23 protein-coding genes and 1 tRNA gene are annotated in these 17,851 nt (G+C 40.7%); all 24 read right to left on the reverse strand.

The features are described from left to right. Positions 1-6 precede the first annotated feature (6 nt). The gene (locus D8804_RS10210) at positions 7-2,742 is read right to left on the reverse strand and encodes a collagen-like triple helix repeat-containing protein (RefSeq protein WP_260472329.1); all 2,736 of its coding nucleotides are present in this window, start codon (positions 2,740-2,742) and stop codon (positions 7-9) included. 8 nt (positions 2,743-2,750) lie between these two features. Further along, on the reverse strand, positions 2,751-3,092 hold the full coding sequence (locus tag D8804_RS04935; RefSeq protein ID WP_049479251.1) for a hypothetical protein: 342 nt from the start codon (positions 3,090-3,092) through the stop codon (positions 2,751-2,753). 9 nt (positions 3,093-3,101) lie between these two features. Then, on the reverse strand, positions 3,102-6,278 hold the full coding sequence (locus tag D8804_RS04940; RefSeq protein ID WP_125399022.1) for a phage tail protein: 3,177 nt from the start codon (positions 6,276-6,278) through the stop codon (positions 3,102-3,104). 13 nt (positions 6,279-6,291) lie between these two features. Continuing rightward, positions 6,292-6,585 (reverse strand): Gp15 family bacteriophage protein, encoded by a 294-nt coding sequence (locus D8804_RS04945; RefSeq protein WP_239682736.1) that lies wholly within the window; start codon positions 6,583-6,585, stop codon positions 6,292-6,294. Positions 6,586-6,619: 34 nt separating this feature from the next. After that, complete coding sequence (locus tag D8804_RS04950; protein ID WP_084911549.1) at positions 6,620-6,922, reverse strand: hypothetical protein; 303 nt, start codon at positions 6,920-6,922, stop codon at positions 6,620-6,622. Beyond that, positions 6,922-7,119 carry a hypothetical protein gene (locus D8804_RS04955; RefSeq protein WP_125399023.1) on the reverse strand — a complete coding sequence of 66 codons (198 nt, stop codon included), beginning with the start codon at positions 7,117-7,119 and terminating at the stop codon, positions 6,922-6,924. The genes D8804_RS04950 and D8804_RS04955 overlap by 1 nt, the downstream gene beginning before the upstream one ends. Before the next feature lie 41 nt (positions 7,120-7,160). Beyond that, positions 7,161-7,604 carry a phage tail tube protein gene (locus D8804_RS04960; RefSeq protein ID WP_007518781.1) on the reverse strand — a complete coding sequence of 148 codons (444 nt, stop codon included), beginning with the start codon at positions 7,602-7,604 and terminating at the stop codon, positions 7,161-7,163. Then, positions 7,604-8,008, reverse strand: a complete 405-nt coding sequence (locus D8804_RS04965) for a phage tail terminator protein (RefSeq protein WP_049479256.1) — start codon at positions 8,006-8,008, stop codon at positions 7,604-7,606. Before D8804_RS04965 ends, D8804_RS04960 begins: the two co-directional genes overlap by 1 nt. A 2-nt stretch (positions 8,009-8,010) precedes the next feature. After that, positions 8,011-8,391, reverse strand: coding sequence for a hypothetical protein (locus D8804_RS04970; RefSeq protein WP_049479257.1), 381 nt, complete (start codon positions 8,389-8,391; stop codon positions 8,011-8,013). 4 nt (positions 8,392-8,395) lie between these two features. Then, positions 8,396-8,734: a hypothetical protein gene (locus tag D8804_RS04975; RefSeq protein ID WP_049479258.1), complete on the reverse strand. Its 339-nt coding sequence runs from the start codon at positions 8,732-8,734 to the stop codon at positions 8,396-8,398. Continuing rightward, positions 8,734-9,108: a head-tail connector protein gene (locus tag D8804_RS04980; RefSeq protein WP_049493565.1), complete on the reverse strand. Its 375-nt coding sequence runs from the start codon at positions 9,106-9,108 to the stop codon at positions 8,734-8,736. Before D8804_RS04980 ends, D8804_RS04975 begins: the two co-directional genes overlap by 1 nt. 5 nt (positions 9,109-9,113) lie before the next feature. Next, on the reverse strand, positions 9,114-9,329 hold the full coding sequence (locus D8804_RS04985) for a hypothetical protein (RefSeq protein ID WP_049479260.1): 216 nt from the start codon (positions 9,327-9,329) through the stop codon (positions 9,114-9,116). 18 nt (positions 9,330-9,347) lie between these two features. Further along, a complete protein-coding gene (locus D8804_RS04990; RefSeq protein WP_049479261.1) occupies positions 9,348-10,247 on the reverse strand; it encodes a hypothetical protein in 900 nt (299 codons plus the stop codon). A gap of 18 nt (positions 10,248-10,265) precedes the next feature. Then, complete coding sequence (locus tag D8804_RS04995) at positions 10,266-10,850, reverse strand: hypothetical protein (RefSeq protein ID WP_125399024.1); 585 nt, start codon at positions 10,848-10,850, stop codon at positions 10,266-10,268. A 120-nt stretch (positions 10,851-10,970) separates the two neighbouring features. Beyond that, complete coding sequence (locus D8804_RS05000; RefSeq protein WP_049493562.1) at positions 10,971-11,183, reverse strand: crAss001_48 related protein; 213 nt, start codon at positions 11,181-11,183, stop codon at positions 10,971-10,973. Between the two features lie 113 nt (positions 11,184-11,296). Next, positions 11,297-11,548 (reverse strand): DUF6275 family protein, encoded by a 252-nt coding sequence (locus D8804_RS05005; RefSeq protein WP_049493561.1) that lies wholly within the window; start codon positions 11,546-11,548, stop codon positions 11,297-11,299. 1 nt (position 11,549) lies between these two features. Next, positions 11,550-11,813: a hypothetical protein gene (locus D8804_RS05010; RefSeq protein WP_049493560.1), complete on the reverse strand. Its 264-nt coding sequence runs from the start codon at positions 11,811-11,813 to the stop codon at positions 11,550-11,552. Between the two features lie 53 nt (positions 11,814-11,866). After that, on the reverse strand, positions 11,867-12,124 hold the full coding sequence (locus D8804_RS05015; RefSeq protein WP_049493558.1) for a hypothetical protein: 258 nt from the start codon (positions 12,122-12,124) through the stop codon (positions 11,867-11,869). Between the two features lie 2 nt (positions 12,125-12,126). Beyond that, positions 12,127-13,839, reverse strand: coding sequence for a phage minor capsid protein (locus D8804_RS05020; RefSeq protein ID WP_260472330.1), 1,713 nt, complete (start codon positions 13,837-13,839; stop codon positions 12,127-12,129). A gap of 46 nt (positions 13,840-13,885) precedes the next feature. Then, positions 13,886-14,074, reverse strand: a complete 189-nt coding sequence (locus D8804_RS05025) for a hypothetical protein (RefSeq protein ID WP_007518758.1) — start codon at positions 14,072-14,074, stop codon at positions 13,886-13,888. Next, positions 14,031-15,569 (reverse strand): phage portal protein, encoded by a 1,539-nt coding sequence (locus D8804_RS05030; RefSeq protein WP_243701302.1) that lies wholly within the window; start codon positions 15,567-15,569, stop codon positions 14,031-14,033. Before D8804_RS05030 ends, D8804_RS05025 begins: the two co-directional genes overlap by 44 nt. A 31-nt stretch (positions 15,570-15,600) precedes the next feature. Then, positions 15,601-16,941 (reverse strand): terminase, encoded by a 1,341-nt coding sequence (locus D8804_RS05035; RefSeq protein ID WP_125399027.1) that lies wholly within the window; start codon positions 16,939-16,941, stop codon positions 15,601-15,603. Beyond that, on the reverse strand, positions 16,925-17,422 hold the full coding sequence (locus D8804_RS05040) for a terminase small subunit (protein WP_084911577.1): 498 nt from the start codon (positions 17,420-17,422) through the stop codon (positions 16,925-16,927). Before D8804_RS05040 ends, D8804_RS05035 begins: the two co-directional genes overlap by 17 nt. A gap of 298 nt (positions 17,423-17,720) precedes the next feature. Next, positions 17,721-17,811, reverse strand: a tRNA-Ser gene (locus D8804_RS05045). Between the last annotated feature and the right edge of the window lie 40 nt (positions 17,812-17,851).

Genomic DNA, 17,851 nt, shown 5'->3' on the forward strand with positions numbered 1-17,851 from the left:
CTCTTTTTAACCTCCTACATATCGAATAACATTCACATCTTTGTCAAGATAATACTGTTCTGTTCTAAAGCGTCCGATTTGAACTGACGCGGTGAAAATACCGTTGTCGATATGAATCACACCTTGCGAAATATACATTACTTCCTTACCTGCAGAAAACATAGAAATCCTATCATGACTGACTTTGATTGATGAACTAGCATCGTTCTTTCCAATGATGAGCCCCTCATTTGAAGCGCTCATATAGGTATCGATGAACTTTTTCATCTCTTTCAAGCCACCAAATTCTATTGATAAAAACTCAATTCTTCTGCCCGCTTCGATTAAATCAGATTCAGATTTTTTTTGGCTTTCTGCATTTGATTTTACAAAAGCATTATAGGCTTTTTCTAAATCGCTGAACTGATCCATTGTCGCTTTAGCTTTTAGCTCTATGTCATGAAGTTGAGCTTTTTCAGCTAGAGCATTTAATTGATCTTGAGTCAATCTTTGGTCAGCTTTAGAGTTGATAGTCTCTTGCACGTCTTCGTCTGATAATCTAAAATCAGTCATTACATTGCCAATTTCAAGCTGAACATCTGTAACATACAGATTAACAATCTTGTCATATCCGACATAGAGCATGACTGTTATTTCGTCAAAAGGTATATTGTGCTTTGCTGAGATAGAAAAACGCTGATACTTGTCAGTGATTTGGGAAGCAGGTATATCAAGCCATGATTGTCTGGCTATGACACCATCTTTTATGAAATGTATCCCAATGTGAGCTTCTTGAGGCGCTCCATCTTTCGCAAACAAAGCCGAAACAGTGACTGGAGTGTCTGCCGGTTGAGGCAATGAAACCTTTTGATATATCCCTTTCCAGCGAGGGATGGTCGTGTCATTCTCGCTAAACATATGCAAGCCTGACCTGCCTTTATTAGATACAGAGTGAGTAAAGTTATAAGCCAATCCATTGACAGATGCCTTAGTCCACTTTCTTTCTCCAGATAGAAATGAGGCGTTTCTGATATAATTTTTAGCTCCGATACTCACATTATCAAAGAGAGCTGTCCACTTGTACCTTGTAGGGTCTTGACTGTCTGCCTCAGTGAAATCAGTGTAAGTACCTAAATAGCGCTTATTTGTGCTATCTGTTGTACTAAAACCATCACGACCGTCAGCAGAATTAGCCCAAGCTCTATGCAAGTATGGAGTGCGTCCGTCAGCTCCAGTTTTTCCTGGGATACCTTGGTCGCCTTTCGGGCCTTGCAAACCTTGGACACCAGGTACCCCCTGTTGCCCACGTTCCCCTTGAGGTCCAGGAGTCAGTTCAATTTTTTTTAGATCTTCTTTCGTCGCTACATCTTGAGCATTGATAGTGAGCTTATCAATGTTCATCACAACTTTGCCGTCACGTACGGAAACAATCTCTTGCAAACCATTCATGATTCGCAAACGTGCTAAATCCAGATCTCCAGCAGTTATATTTTTGGCATTTAACGTAATGTAATTACCAATTGCTGCAGAAACTTTTTTTGCTAGCAATTCATCAGTGGTTATCGTATTGACAATTTCTCCGACATTAGCGCTGTCTGCCTTTTTAACCCATGAACCTTCTACACGTTCCCACATTTCAACATAGCCACCATTAGGTTTAAACCATATATCTCCATTTTTTGGTTTGGTAGGGCTTGATGTATCAAGGTACATACTACCTTGTTTAGTGATAAGTTCGTCCAAATACTCTATTTGACGTTGCATTGACCCCTTATATTTATAAGTACCTTGTGCAACTCCAGCAGCATTTCCACTACTATGGGCAGATAAACCACCATCAAACGAAAGTTTGTAGGACAGCATTGGAATATCAAAATAGATATTTTCATCCCAGTGTACTGTAACCCAGTCACCGGATTCCATGGCCATATCACCACGCCAGGACAATGTATATGGATAAAAGTTAAAATCACGGTATTCATTGAAGACACGATCCAGAATTTCTTGTGTAACCCATGGATTTTTTAACTTCATGATATTACCTGTGGACAATCCTGATTTATACACAACCTTATCAGCAGACTTACACTCAATACCTTTCAACCTGTAAGGTATCTCGTCACGTTCTAATCCACCTGGCTTATACATATCTTTTGTGATATGTCTTGATGTTGTCTTTAGCTTGATAAAATCAAGCTTCCCATTACGATTAAATCTGACGAAGCTTCCTGATAATTGCGCTAAATAAACTAACGCCTCACGATAACTTGTTTTTTCTAGTTTCTTCGCAACTTGATCATTTACTAATTGGATATTAGTATCTGTCGTGATACCTGTCAATCTCACGATTTCTGATAAAATATCCCTTGTATAAGCTGGATAAGTAAGCTGACTATCATAAGTACCAGACAATCTAACAAACTCGTCCTGTAGCTTAATTTTGGTCTTTTTATCATTACGATCTAGCTTGACCTCGGTAACAAAAAACTTGCCAAGTGGGACGGTTTTACCCGCAATTGCTACCGACATTGTTGCCGGCATCATTTCTTGCAGACCTTCAATAATCTCTTTAATTTCAATTTCTAGACTATTGATATACCCACCACCAATTGTAAAATCATGACTATTACCGATGGAACTGTCGTAAGTAGCTGATGCAATTTTGGTTTTTGTGTATCTCTTACCATTTAAGTCAAAGTTAGCCTCAAACACGCGCAGATGGTTCTCTATTGCTTTGATATAATCTGATGTTACTTCTAGCATAATTCCTCCTACTGCTCGATAATAGATACAGATAAGCCGTTGTAATAGGTCACACCGTCACTCAGACGCCCCATTACTGTCTCTGTGATAGTTCCGCGATAACCAGTGATAGACTGTCCTAAAATGTTTGCAGTAAAAAATCCGGCTACCAATTTAGACTTGATAAGATTTCTTTCTGCTTCTGTGATAATTCCCCATTTGATGGAGAATGTACGTTTTTCTGCAATGACGTCACCCGTCATCAATCCACTAGCACTACGACCCGTAGAAGATGACCAGATAATCTCATTATTGATGCTGATTTCAACTGGAGAAGCAAGAGCTACTCCACCTACTGATATTTCACTCATGCATACCTCCTAAATCATGAGGGGGGATTCCCCTGTTTTAATTGCAATTTCATTGATTTTATCTACAATCTTCTTGGTGATTTTATCACCATCAATTGTCAAATCAAGAGCACGAACCGCTTGTAACAACTGTGTCAGTAAGGCTAGAACTTCTGGTCCACCGCCATTATTTGACAATTCCGCTGCACGACGTGCCATTTCAAGCATTTTATTTTCCGGAGCAACAATCTCACCGTAATGCTTGTTGTCACCAATCATGGCAATTTGTGGTGTATTGGCCTTAACAAAGCCACCTTGAGCAAGTCGAGGTAGTCCAATGTAACTAAACCCACCGATATTTACACCAGGTAATTTATTAATCACGCTAATAGCGCCATTGAGTAAGCTGATACCACTATTGATTGTGCTTTCTACCGTGCCAAGCACCCCGTTAATAACGCTACGTACAGCACCGCCAATGGCACTTCCAACCATGGTTCCAACGTGAGTAAACGTTGAGCGTATTTGCCCCCAAAGTCCGCTAAAGAACCCGATAATGCCCGAAAATGCATTCTTGACATTGTTATATGCTTCGCGGAATTTTGAAGAAAACCACCCTGGTATGCTAGCAAGAGCAGATTGAATATTACTCCACTTCCCTGCAAACCAACTTGCAATAGGATTGAAGATACCTGTTAAACCTGCCCACGCGCTGCGGAATTTGTCTTTGAACCAATCAGGAATAGAAGCAAGATTGCTTTTTAACTCATTGTAGCGTTGAGAAAACCAAGAACCAATACCGGTAAAGATAGCAACAATGGCATCCCAAGCTTGTTTAAACTTATCCTTGAACCATTGAACAACAGGTGCAAAAATGGTCTTAACAGATTCCCACCAACGGGTGAACTCTGCAATCATCGAATCGATGTCAATTCCAAGCGCGGCCAAGAGAGATTTGATAATACCGGAAAATAGATTTTTAATTCCGTTCCAAGCTAAATCCCAATCACCTGTAAAAACACCCGTTACAAAATCAATCAAACCAGATAGAGCTTGAGCAAGACCACTGATAATATCAGAGAGTGCCGCAATAGCATTGATCAACGTTGTACCGACAACTTCTACCAATCCACTAAGAATCTCCATGAATTTTTCGACATCTACATTCGAAACAAAGTCTTCCCAAGCAGCTTTGAAAAAATCAAAAAAACTACCTAAAAGCATAGAGAGATTATCGATAGCTGGTTTTACATGAGCGTCATAAACTTCCGAAAACTTTTCGCCTAATTTTGATAGAACTGGATTGAGGTAAGTATTCCACCCATCCAAAAAGCTTTTCATCAACTGACCAAAACCACTTGTCAAAGAGTCAATAAATGGTTTTGCTTTGTCATCGTACACACGTTTCAACGCATCACCAACATCATCTACCAGTGATTCTAAACTTTCAAAAACAGGAGCGATGCCATCTAATAATCCTGTCCAGGCTTTTACTAACTGTGGAACATTCGGAACTATTGCTTTTTCAATTCCTTTAGCAAAATCTCCTGCTATCTTACTGCCTAATTCGATTACTGTGCTACCAGCACTTAAAAACGCAGATACAATCGCACTGCCAATTCTAACAGCTCCAGAAGATGTGATGACATCGTAAAAACCATTTGAGAAAGCTTGAACGATATTACCAGCAACCTCAGCTACATTTCCTATGTTGGTGAATAGAGACACGAGAGCACCTTTAATACGCTCTTTTTGGCGCTGTAGTCCGTTGGCTATACTTTCGGCTATAAAGACTCCTATCCCGAGAGCAACAGTCCCTATCGAGCCAATAAACTGCCCTAGAGCATAAGCTATCTTATCAAGCATGGTTTGGAATGAAGCCACAACTTTTGGATCTGTAAAAATCTCTTGCAGTAATTCACCGATTCGTTTTAAAGCACTCTGAAGGCGTTCAACACCATCGAATCTAAATGAAGCATTGAAACCGTCCTGAAATAATTTGACGAGTTCAAGCAATCGTTTAAATAATCCATCAAACAGACCGTCTAATTGATTCCCACCTTCAGCAATTTTCCCCATATCGACTTCAGCGCCTTTAGGTGTTCCACCACCTCCGCCGCCTGAACCACCAGGACTGCCTCCAGAATCTCCACCACCATCTCCGCTATCGGATGAGTCAGATAGTTTATTGATTTGGTCAAATCCCATGAGAGATTTCATTTCTTGAGCAGCTTTCTTAGCTGCTTTACCAGCTCCATCCGCAGCCTTTCCGGCTCCTTTGGCGGCTTTTCCTAAGTTGCCAGCTCCTCCTGCTGCACCATCAGAAGCCTCTCCTAAATTACCAACTGCATCAGCTGTCTCTTGGATACCGGAGCCTTTCATAGACTTCTTGCCAGTAAATAGCTCCGTCAATGCTTTAAAAGCATTACCTACTGTCAGCAATTTGCTGAGCAAAAAGTTAATAACTTTGATAACAGGGGTAAAAATGTTAATCAAGCCAACTCCGACGCTTGCCATAAAGCTTTCGAACTGTAGCTTCATAATCCTAACTTGGTTAGCCCAACTATCCGATGTCCTAGCGAAGTCGCCACTAGCCAATGAAAGCTTGTCTGTTACAAATGCGAACCGCAAAGCAACTTTTTCAGCCTCAGACATTTCTTGTGTCGTCTTTCCAAAACCGTTAGCCATTGCATAGGCATCAAGTGCTGATTGAGTCATGACCACACCTAAATCTTTAAGTGTCTCTGTTTCACCAGTAAAGACTGATTTCAGCTTTGTGTAGGCTTCATCTTGACTAATATTATAAAAAGATGCCACATCGCCCGCTAAACTAGTTAAGGCTGTTGACATCTCATAAGCTTTTTGTTCGTTAAAACCAAAAGCTTTAGTCATCGCACCGAATGTACCGATGTATCGTTTTGCCATGGTCTCTGATAACCCAGAGGTATACATAGCTTGTTTTGCAAAGTCATCGACTTGCTTGCTCATACGTGGGAAAGCAACGTCAACAACATTTTGTACTTCGTTGAGATCTGAGCCGAGCTTGATAGCTTGAGCTCCAAAATCAACAAGTTTCTTGATTGCAAATGCTCCTGCAAGCATCTTGGCAGCTTTCGTCGCCATCCCTTGCAAGCCACTCATCTGCCCTTTAAATTGTTTGTCGTTGACGACAAGGTCAAGACCAATCTGGCCAACTGTTTGTGCCAATAGCTATCACCTCCTACTTAGCCATCTCAACAAAGGCTTGTTTTAATTCTTCAAGAACTTGAGTCAAATCTTGTTCTGTTTTCTCTTTGGCAAGTTTCAATCTCCATTCGTTACGAATACGGTGCTGTCCTTCTGAAAATACTTCTAGCATTTTAGGGTCATCTTCGCTTCGAATTTGGACGATTCGACCAAGCGGTGTTTCTCCGGACAAACCAGCTAAGAGAGCCTTGAACTCTTTCCACTTCATATTCTTAAATTCATTAGAGTATACAGATAAGCCATACTGTGTCCTAAGAGAACTGACGATTAAATCGAAATCCTCAAATAGGTCATAGTATGGCTCACTGTTCTCCCGCTTCTTCTTCTCCCATGACCAATGTCATCGCTGCTTCAATAACTGTAGTTAAATCAGCGAAATTCAAACGCATTTCATCAAGTGTTTTGCGACTATTTTCAGGGAAGATTAGCTCAAACATTTCCATCATTTTTTTGGCAGATGGAGTTCCTTCTTCATCACCGATAGTCTGCATCAGAGTCAGTACAGTTGTTGCATCTGTATTGACTTCAATTTCAGCATCTTTAATTTTCAATTTTGGATTTTCTTCAAAATTGAGTTTTTCTGTGATATCAATTACTTTTGACATTATTCGGTTTCCTTTTCTTCAGATAAAATGTTGATCAGTACTTGACCAGTTCGATTTTCTTTGCTTGCCATAGCTTCGATTCGCTCTTTGGATTTACCGCTTAAATCAACTGTATCTCCAGCCTTGTATTCGATACCTGTATCGATATCAATAAAAGCTATGGTTGCAATTGCGTTGGTTTCTTCAGCTTCAACCATATTTCCTCCTTAAAATAAAAAGAGGGTCGAAACCCTCTAATTTAACCTGCTGGCACCACTTCCGGTTTACCATTTGACATAACATCAAATGACAATGGTGCAACGCCAGTTGAATCCCCCGAGATAAAGTCCTTAAGATTGATAACCGCGTCTTTAAATTTGATTTTGGTTCCGTCTGGGAAAGTCCATTGAAAGTCCGCTTCAGAATCACGACCATTTTTAAACGCAAGACCTGCGATGTAGTCGTTGCCTGCATCACCTACATTTCGTTTACCAGAAACAGAAATTGTAACTGACTTCGCAGTCATCAAACGACGTGTCCAACCTTTTTGGTCAAATGGTTTCCATTCTTCAACACCATTGTCAAATGATACTGAGAATGATTCCATGTCTGCAATATCAACAAGTGATTCAACTCCTGCAGTTCCTTTATTTACTTGGAACTGGTTTTCATATACGGGGAATACCCCAGTTTTCTGAGCCATTAGTTGCCCTCTCTTTCGTAATATAAATCAAGCTCGATAACACGCTCATACACGTTATTATCATCTGTTCCTACGTCCACAGGCTCGTTCTGTAATAAGGCAATCATCTTAATAGGTGTTCCACCGATAACAACCGATTCAGCCTCAAATAGACGATTGTAGAGGTACTGAGCACGCTTCTCAGTCTCATTCGCATTCTTGTTCCAGTGAATTAAGATGCTGATTGATTTGACATCATAGCTTGTCAGTGATCTGCCTCCGATTGCTACCCGAGGACCATCGATTGTCTTTCGTTGGTAAATGCCTATACTATTTTCTTGCTTATTATCGATCTTGCCAATGTAGTAGTTGTTAGCTGCATTAAATGTTTTAATCCAGTCACGGACTTCAGCTAATGTAATCATGCTTAAACCCCCGTGATTTGTTTGTAAAGTCGCCCGTAGGCTTGTTTTATTTTGTGTGACTTCTTGCCACCATCAGCCCAATCCTCAAACCACTTTCCTTTTGCATGAGGATTTTCTTTCGTCTGGAATTGATATTCAGGATGAAAGTACAATCGTCTTGCGTAAGGAGTGGAATGTACCAGGCTTACTACACCTTGGGATGAACGTGAATAGTCTGGAGCCATTGCTTCGCCTTGCAACACACCTTTATCAAAAGGCACTACCTGCGCCTGCACAACTTCCGTATGCAGGTATTCAGCAGTCTGTTCCAGTGCTATGATTTGAGCCCTTTCCAGTTTGCGGATAGTGCCAAAATCTAGCTTTACTGTAGAATTCACAAACATAGCATCACTCCAATCCGATGTAGGTATAGTTGACAGTCCCATCTGGATTTCTAGCTTTCCGGCTATCCACAATCCTCCTGACAATACCAAATACAATTGCAGTCCCACCGCTCAATGTAGGCAAATACGGTGCAATATCACCAACGAAATAAGCTGACCCAGTAATTTGGACCAGCTTCTTCTGTTCGGTTAGGACTGTTTTGGCACCGTCCTGATAATTGCATTTTAGATTTTCTCTAAACGCCTCCAAAGGTTCGCCATCTTCAGAAACTCCCTCTTGGTTGACTGTGACTGTGATTGGCGTCTGACAAAATTGAGGTAAGACAAGTTGTGGAAATTTCATCAAATAACCCTCCTCGTCAATCCTGTTTGCTTCAAAAGTTCATAGGTTTTGCGATAAATAACAATACCTTGTTCGGTGGCAATGTTCCAATTTGATCCTAATTGCATTGACACACCATTAATACTGTAGTTTGAAACTGTAGTAGCTATCAAATCAGCATTAACCTCTTCAAAGTCAACAATCTGACAACAAGCCTTTCGGATAACTTCCTGCTGAAATGGCGTCAGATTGTCGAATCCAATGCCACGGATTCGGTTGAACGTAAGTATATCAATCTTGTCAGAAGCTGATTTAAGTTTGCTAGCCAGAACTTCTGAATCAGCAGAAATCACACCAACAAACGTCTTTTTGTAATAATCTGGACTAGCATACATGACTGTTACTCCTTAGCTCCTTTGAGCTTCTTGATTTCATCCTTAGCATCTTTCAAGTCAGCTAAAACTTTTTCGTACTCCTCTTTTGAAACCTTGTCGACAGATTCACCATATTTTAATTCACCATCTTCGTAGATTTCAAAGCCACGACCAACAAAATCATTGATCGCTGACTCATCGATATCATAGACGCGAGCGCCTTTAATTGCTTTTAATACCATATGCTACACCATCCTTTCTTACGCTGTCGCGTTGATAAAGATACCAGCTGCTTTGTTCTTGATCAAGAATGCATCCATGTAGAAGCGAGATTGGAGCAAATAGTTGTCAGCTGTACGTGAGTCATGACCTGGTGTAAATACTTTGATGTAAGAGTATTTTTCACGAGCAACTTCACAAGATGGGTGGATTAATATGAAGTTCATTTGTTTCGCTTCATCTGTTGCGACACAGCCATTTGTAAAGTTGTATTGTGATTTCATGCGAGCTGATTGCACTTGTTTGATTTTAACGTCATCAAGGCTATAGATAGAGCGTTTGACGTCGCCATTTGAACCATTCACTCCTAGCACACGTTGGATGTCTTTAGCCTGTTTGAAGAGCTTGTTGACAGCTGGAGTGACGTACAAAATGCGACCTTCAGATGGGACGCCTGCTTCGTCCATTTTTTCCATGGCGTCATCAAATTTTTGCAAGATATTTTCTGCAGTCAATGTTGTAGTGTCGATAGTGGCACCGTTAGTGGCATACTTTCCAGCTTCTGTGTAGAGTTTTGAGAACACGTAGCAATCTTTCTCAGGAATACCTTGTTCAGTTTCCAGAGTGTTTTGGACATTGGCAATAGAGACGACAAGGTTTGTTTCATCAACATCCATAGGATCGATTGCAAATTCAATGTCGCGGTCATGTTCGAGTTTCTTTGGTTCCCAATCGTTTGAGATTGTTCCAGAATTAAAACCGATAGTTTGACGATTGTGGTCTTTGTAACCAGATACTGTGATGTTTGGTAGCTTGATTGTTTGGGCGTTGATAAATTTCACTTGCGGATTTGAGTTAAACAAATCTACAGACGCAAGCTCCTTTGCATATTTTTGATGCAAAGCTTGTTCGAATTGTTCTGCGTAGTTATAAACTGTCATAATTTAATTCTCCTTTTTTTAAAGACCAAACGCTGCAGCAATGGCATCAGTTTGGCTAGTTTGTTGTGTTTTACCGGTAGATCCGATTTGTTGAAACCCAGTTGACTCTTCTTTGTTTGGCTTCAGTGCAGGAACGTCTTCCAACACTTTTGCGACAATAGCTTTGAAATCTTCTGGTTTCGATTCAAGTGTGAGAGTTGATGTATCAGCCAATTTCATCACATAAGGTAATACACCAACAGGTAATCCTTCCTCGATTGCTGCTAATTGTAGATTTCGCTCTAAATTAGCTTGCAATGCACTTGCTTGTGCCTGCGTTAACTGTTGCTGTAGTGATGTGACGTCTGGTGTTGCATCAGCTTTCTGCGACTTAAAAGCAGTAATAGCTTGAGCCATTTCTTCACCACTCAATCCTTGCTGCTTAAAGTAATTTTTTAGCACGGTGTCTTCAGCAACCTTTTGCTTGCCTTCGACAATGCTAGCGATTTTGTCATAGTCAATCTCAGGAGTGCTAGCTGGTTGAGTTTGGCTTGACGTGTCTTGTCCACCTGCAGAGCCAGTTCCTGTATCTGCATTATGGAAAAATAGTTTGCGTTTGAACATAGCGTTCTCCTTTCAGTTTTAAGGGTGTCTCCCTATTTCAGTTATTGTCACTGGTGTCTCCACGTAGTTTTTAGTCTTCGGACAAAAAGAAAACCGTATGGAATCCCGTACGGTTAGGTTTTATAGTTTAATTTCTTCAATCTTCGCACGTTGCTCTAGAGTAGAAAGATAATCCCACATAACTGAACGCTGACGTTTTAACAAATCAATAGGACATTTAGGTTCAAACTCTAACTGTCCTTTCTCGTATTTGCCAATCATCATATCCAACTTTTTGAATCGTTCTCTCAATTCAGAGTATTCTTTTTTAAATCTTACTTTCCAATCTTCCATATCTTTATTCCTTTCAAGCATAAGAAAAACCGCCTCGAATTCGATGCGGTTTATAGCAATTTACAGTAATTTATAGCAGTCTATTCCTGCAAGTCAAGATGTTGGATCACCTCCTAATCTTTAATGGCACGATTTGAAACCTTGGCGTAAACATCCACATAAGTCTCATTCTTGTCTCCGTTATGCGTGATTTCTGCATAATTTCCACAAGGTTCGCTTGATGTAATTGCGTTCGTACTAACAAGAGCTTTCCAATTTTGCAGGGTCTTGCTAAACCAAACTACAAAGCAGTCTTCTGCTTTGATTTCACGATCTGATAAGCGCGAAAATTCTTGTGATGCCAATTGTTTTGCTTTTTCTAACATTTCATTCCTCCGTTTTTTCATATGTTTGTGCAAAAATATCAGGCTTGCATGGATAAAATTCACCTTGCACGCCTTTGATGATGTAATCACCTTCTGTTGCAATCATCAATCCTTCAAGTGTTTCTATCTTTAAAACCGGATTATCCAAATCAGCATAATCTACACGAATTGGATCCAATCCTAACTCTGACAATTTCAAAATTGATTCTTCCGTATTTACGAACCGAACCGCCTCAATGACTACTGGTTTCTTTCTGTATTTCATTTTTTCAATCCTTTCTGAGTACGAAAAAAGCACCTTATCGGCGCTCTGTGATATTAACAATCGTAAAATACATACTTCTCACGTTGCAGTCTAAGTCTTTTCTCATCTGGATCATAGCCGTACTCATCTGCAAAATAATCGTATTGATCTTTGATACATTTGTCCAATTTTGCTTCAAAGATGTCACTCTCTTCTTGTGGTCCATAGATAGCCGCTACAGGAAAAATCGGGGCTACTAAACGATACCCAAAGATGTCGCTAAATGTATCTGCTTTTTCTGCTACACGTAGATAGCTTTCGATAACCCGCATGACTACCTCTCCTTTAGTTTACTTATAACATAATTATAACTCTCAGGAAAAGTTTTTTCAAGTATTTCTCTGCGTTCATCATCAAATTGTGCCTCAAACACATGCGCAAAAAACTCGCTCTCGATATTTCCTTTTTTCTCCCAGTAAACGAGCGAGTGCGAATACTTGCCTTGTATTCTACCTTCACTCAACGCGCCTAATATATCAGATGCCGAAGAGGCTTTATCGTTGATATGGATTGCTTCGAAAATAGTCTCGTCAGATAAATTGATAAAGTCTTTACGCAGAAGTTGCAGTATTTTTTTATCCTTTGTGAATTCCCAACCCAGCTTATCATCTATTTGATGACCAAATTCATGGAAATAACCAGTACCAGGTCCGCGAGGGTCGTCTACGTCCTTATACATATTCAGGAAGAGTTTTCCAGATTCATATCTCACAACTCCTGTTTCTGCAATAGTTGCAATCGCCTCCTGGTCGGCCAATCTTGCAAACAAGGCTTGTCCAAGCTCTGTACCATCCTTGAATTTTTTTCGAGTCGCCTCGATATACATGTGTCGTGTCTCTGCAGCAATCTTCTTCGAAGCTACGCCACTAGTATCTCTAGGCAATCTCTGACGATTGATGAATTTCTTGTAATCACTATCACTTTCAAGTGAAAATTCTTGGTATAATTTGTATCCTTTTTCCGCTTCAAAGTATTTCAGATTCTCTTCTGCATCAGACTTAAGTTTAGACCATTCTTCCGCCCTTAATGTGTACTTCTGAACATTGTCTTCATCGAGACTGAACTGCGATAATCTGCTAAAGCGTTTCTCCTGTCGCTTAGCATGCTGAACTTTGTTGTCCAGTAACTGTCTTTCCTTGATGTCGTTCAATTCCTGATTTGTAAATATTTTCTCTGGCTCGCTACTGATCCCAGGGAAATAAGTTGTATGCTTATCTTTGCAGTTAGGATGATACAAACCAGCTGCCATTGCAGAACTTAATAATGGATATGGACCATCAGCCGCACTGCCTCCTGACCAGACATCATCAATCAATACTTTACCTTCAAAAGGCATACACAGAGGACATGCATTCGATCGCTTGTTTAAGATAACAGTATGAATCCCCCACTCCTGGCGCTTGACTCCCTCGCCCATTAGGTAGGCTCTTTTGGTTGCTGTCCGAATGGCCATGTCAGTGTACGATACGATATTGACCATGGCTCCATTACTGTATTGGATGCATGTGATTCCCCGACTTAGAAAATCTTTGGTGGCCATATCCACTGATTGCTCGTAAGTCTTAGCTCCTGTGTTAGCTGCTACCTGAGCATCAAATATTGTACGCCTGTACTGGTCATCTGTATACCGCAATACAGCATGCTCTGCCGTCTTCATATCATGCTCGACCGAGTTGAGTAACGCATTCAACTTTCGTTCGTTGATAGCAAAAAATGAAGTCCCTAGGTTATCTTTTCCACTGTTAAATTCAAAACCGTTCTTGATAGCTTCCAGGATAGACATTTCCTCATCATCCATGCCTTGCTTATAGGATTCTTGGATAGCTGTGGAAATCTTGCTATTGATATTGGCAAACTCTTTGCTATATTTTTTGGCATTAGCTCGCTTAAATCGTTCAAGCTCTTTCAATTGAGCTACCTGCCATTGTTCCCATTCAAAACCTTCAGCAGTTTCCTCTGCCTTATGCCTTCCGAGATTTCTAATCATGGAATCAAGCAGATCGTTTTCAATTCGCTCAAATGCTTTAGATACATCATAAGCCATTGCAGTACACCTTAAAACCTTGCGCTTTAAAACTTCTCAATTGTCGTTTCAAAGCTGTTTTACTAGGCATTTTGAGGTTGAGCATATCCAACTTATTGTTCTTCTCAACAGCATAGATACCAAACTCTACATTATCACTCGCTATCTGTAGAAGTCCCTGCGCTTCCTTCTGACTCATGTGATAGATCCTCTGTCCTATCGTCACCGTCTTCAGCATCTTCAGCCTCCTTCTCTATCTCAAAATCGTTAGCAGCTTCATTCAATGATGGCACGTTGACTTCTGTCACACCTTGCTCTGCTTTGATTCTTGCCACTTCCTGGTCTTTCCAAGTCTGGTCTTTTGAGTCACCGTATAACTCCTCAACGCTCGCTTCAATCGACATGATACCGCCTGTCTTGGCTTTGGATACTGTCTCAACCTGCGATTCAAAACTAGGATTAGCATACTCACCAAACGGAACGTCGACCTTGACTTTCTGTAGTGGTTCTTTCTTAAGCACACTATCAGCATTCAAAACCATACCGATCAAGCGTGGTATGTAATCTTGCAGAGCTGTCACAATAGCATTACGAGTATAGAGCGTTGCTTTTTCTTTCTCACGTTGAGCCTCGGCATTATCTAGTTTCTTGACATCGATACCGAGTGTTGACGGGCTAATAATGCCTTGTAAAGCTAAATCAAGCGCGGTCACATATGTACTCAAATAACTTTCATGCGGGATATTAGCTTGTTGCAATGTGATTGTGTTTTTGGCATCCTCACCCATCGCTGTCTCGACCTTGATAAAACGATGGTCAAAAGGATTGCCCTTACTAATTTCGCCTGTGTAAGGATCTCTAGGAAGTAAGTTCTCAGGAATATACTCTCGTGATCGTCCAGAACGAAGAGCATCCATCCACTGACTCCAAGACTCATCCAAGCTATCAAAAGCATCTGTCTTACGATCATAGATAGATTGACCACGGCCTTTTACTTTAGGTGACGTGTAAATCTTAAACGGCAAGCACAAGATAACGGATTTATCGAACTCCACATCGACAAGGTTAGCAGTGTACTCTGTCGCGCTCATATCTAGCTCAGTTTCGCCCCTGTAGAGCTTATAAGTTAATGAGCCATATCCGTAGATTTCCTCGAGCAAATAGCTCCGTCTGTGTTCTGTGAAGTGCGTGCGGAAAATAACTTCTTTCAATCTTCCACGGTTGTAGATGATTTCAATTCTATCTCCACCAACCCATTCAACAATAGGCAATGCTGTAAGTTTCGGATCAAATGAAATGCGAAAAGCACCATCACCCATCACAAGACTATCTTTAATCGCCTCCTGCAGTTGATCGTGGAAGTTGCTATCTTCAGCAATCTTTTCCCACAAATTTCCTTGCTTTTCCTCGGCAAAGTCTAAATCATTCATATCGTGCAGCGTGATATCTACCAACCTATCAACGATAAGACCAGGGATTCCTGTGTGAATCTTTCTAATTTCTTGACCAGGAGTACTTGTCGCTCCCCAAAAGTTGATGTTGCTATGTGGTAATTGCTTGTAGAGCTGGTCCAGTTCGTATGAGTCACCGCGATACCAAATTTGGTTCTTTGCTGCATTATCTTCAAACGTCATTGCCTCTGTAATTGTGATGACATTTGGCTGTGCCTGTTCCAGTTTGAGAAAGCTTCTCATACTCCTTCTGATCATATCCATTATTCCCACTTTAGTTTTCCTTTCTTCCGATTATCTTCCTGTATGGCAACCATGCATACTGATTCGCATTGATTGTGTGATCGTTTGCATCTTCCGGCTCATCTTTTCCTTCTTTCCACGCATACGTGTTTAGCTCTTTGATATGATTCGTACAATGACTTAACACATAGTAGCAACCTTGAGCTAACCAACCAATTTGGAAGTTGATCCGGTCAATAATTTTGGTTTTCTTATAAGCATTGTTAAAGATATACAGACAGCCGTATTGTCGCTTGTATTTGTTTAATTCTGTAATTGTTGCTTGGTCCGCACTATCAACAAATACATCACGCGCCAACCCCCACTCAGCACGATTCTTTTCTAGGAAATTGATAAACTTGACCACAGTATCAGATGGTGCAATCGGTACATCAAGTTCAGCGTTGTTGTAGACTTCCTCATCCAGCGTGTATAACTTTCCGTCATCTGATATCCCTTGGAAAATCATTGCAATTGTATCCGGACTGCTTGCTGAGTAAGCTGTATCTAGTCCAGCTGTGAACCGCTGGAACGTGACCGTATTCTTTACAAAAGACTTACTCAACACATGTCTTTTACTATCAAAGTTAACGAAGACAATTCCTGTTGCTCGGCCACGTAGACCAAGTATTTTATTTTTGTAGAGCTTTGTCCCAACTGGTGCAGCATCCTTTTTCTTCTGGATGGCTTCTGGTGTCAGTGACAGGTTGTCATTAAACGTAAAAAACCAGTAACGCCATTTAGGGTTAGCTGGTTCTGATAGGTCTCGCATAATTTCTTCCGGCACATCGCCTGCGTACTTTTTATACGGTCTCGCCTTGTTGATGAACTCTTTGTAGACTGGTAAATCAGGATTATCCGGATTGAGCGTTGCCATCAAATAATCATTACGTGTGGACAACTCACGAACAAACTCAATGTCAGCCGTGTTGACCTCATCAATATAGACACATCCATACTGTCCACCGAGAACCAGCTTCCATTTTTCCTTGTTGTCATATCCCAGTACATAAATAATTTTCCCCTCAAACTTGATGTGAGGAATCTTCGAATCTTTATCACCATTACCACAGTAGACGGCTGTTTTATGGATGTCTAAAATTCCGTTATCCTGATTGATGATATTCTTTTCGGCTACACCAACTGTCTTTGCTGCAATGATGTGAAACTTCTTCGAACTTCTGCTGACTGCTCGCATAAACTTGACACCAACACCAACCGTTGTTTTTCCAGCGGCCGTCGTACCTTCCAAAAAGTCAGCATCAACATTATTAAAGCTGTTGCAAAAGTCGATGTACTTTTGAGATAAAGGGAAGCTATTCGTCAAGTCCATCACCGCCCAACTGACTGACGATATCGTCAAACTTCTTAGTCTCGGTAACCGTTGCATTGATGTCTACTTTATCAGTCCACATTTGATGTCGTTTCCCTAGTAACTCCAAAGCTTTGTTCCTATCGCTGTTCTTTGTTGGATATTCGACAAGTTGAGGGATTTCATTGTAGACTTTTACAGACTTACCAGTCACGGGATCAGTCATCAACTCAGCTACTTTTGTCGTGACCACAATTGTCTCTTTTGCCTGACCTGATGCAATCTCTGACAACATCACAAGAATTTGTTTTTGAGTCAGGATTTTTTCGTCCTGAATCTCATCCATTCTTTTTTTGATATATTCAGAAATGTCAACTTTTGTCAACAATCTTTGTCCTTGACTTCTAGCAGTCTTTTCACTATACCCTGCCTTAATAGCTGCATCTGTTGCATTCCCGCTGATGATGTACTCATCTGCGAATCGTCTTTGTCTTTCATTCAATTTTCCATCACCACCTTTTTAATAATTAAAAAAGCCACTCGATGAGTGACTTAATGCAAGGCGACTACTACCTTGCGTATTAATTAGAAATCAATTTGAAAGTTTTCCTTTTTTTATTTTTTGTAGTCATTTAAAACCTCTGAGGGAATCAAACCCTCTAGCTTATAACTTATCCGGAATATAATTAGCTACGCAATCATGCGAGGTCCAGTCGCTCCGCAACCATTTGTAAGTTGATGAGTGATATATGAATCCCCACCCAGAAGATTTAACTCATTCTGGGACACAAAACACTCAAAGGAGAGTGTGGGATTTGAACCCACGGACCGCACATAGGCGACCACCCGTCTAGCAAACGGGCGCATTCAACCTGACTCTGCCAACTCTCCATGTCAGGTAAGGCTTACTGCCTTACCCTTAATTCTTGAT

It is taken from the genome of Streptococcus oralis, assembly GCF_003944215.1.
Taxonomy (GTDB): domain Bacteria; phylum Bacillota; class Bacilli; order Lactobacillales; family Streptococcaceae; genus Streptococcus; species Streptococcus oralis_BI.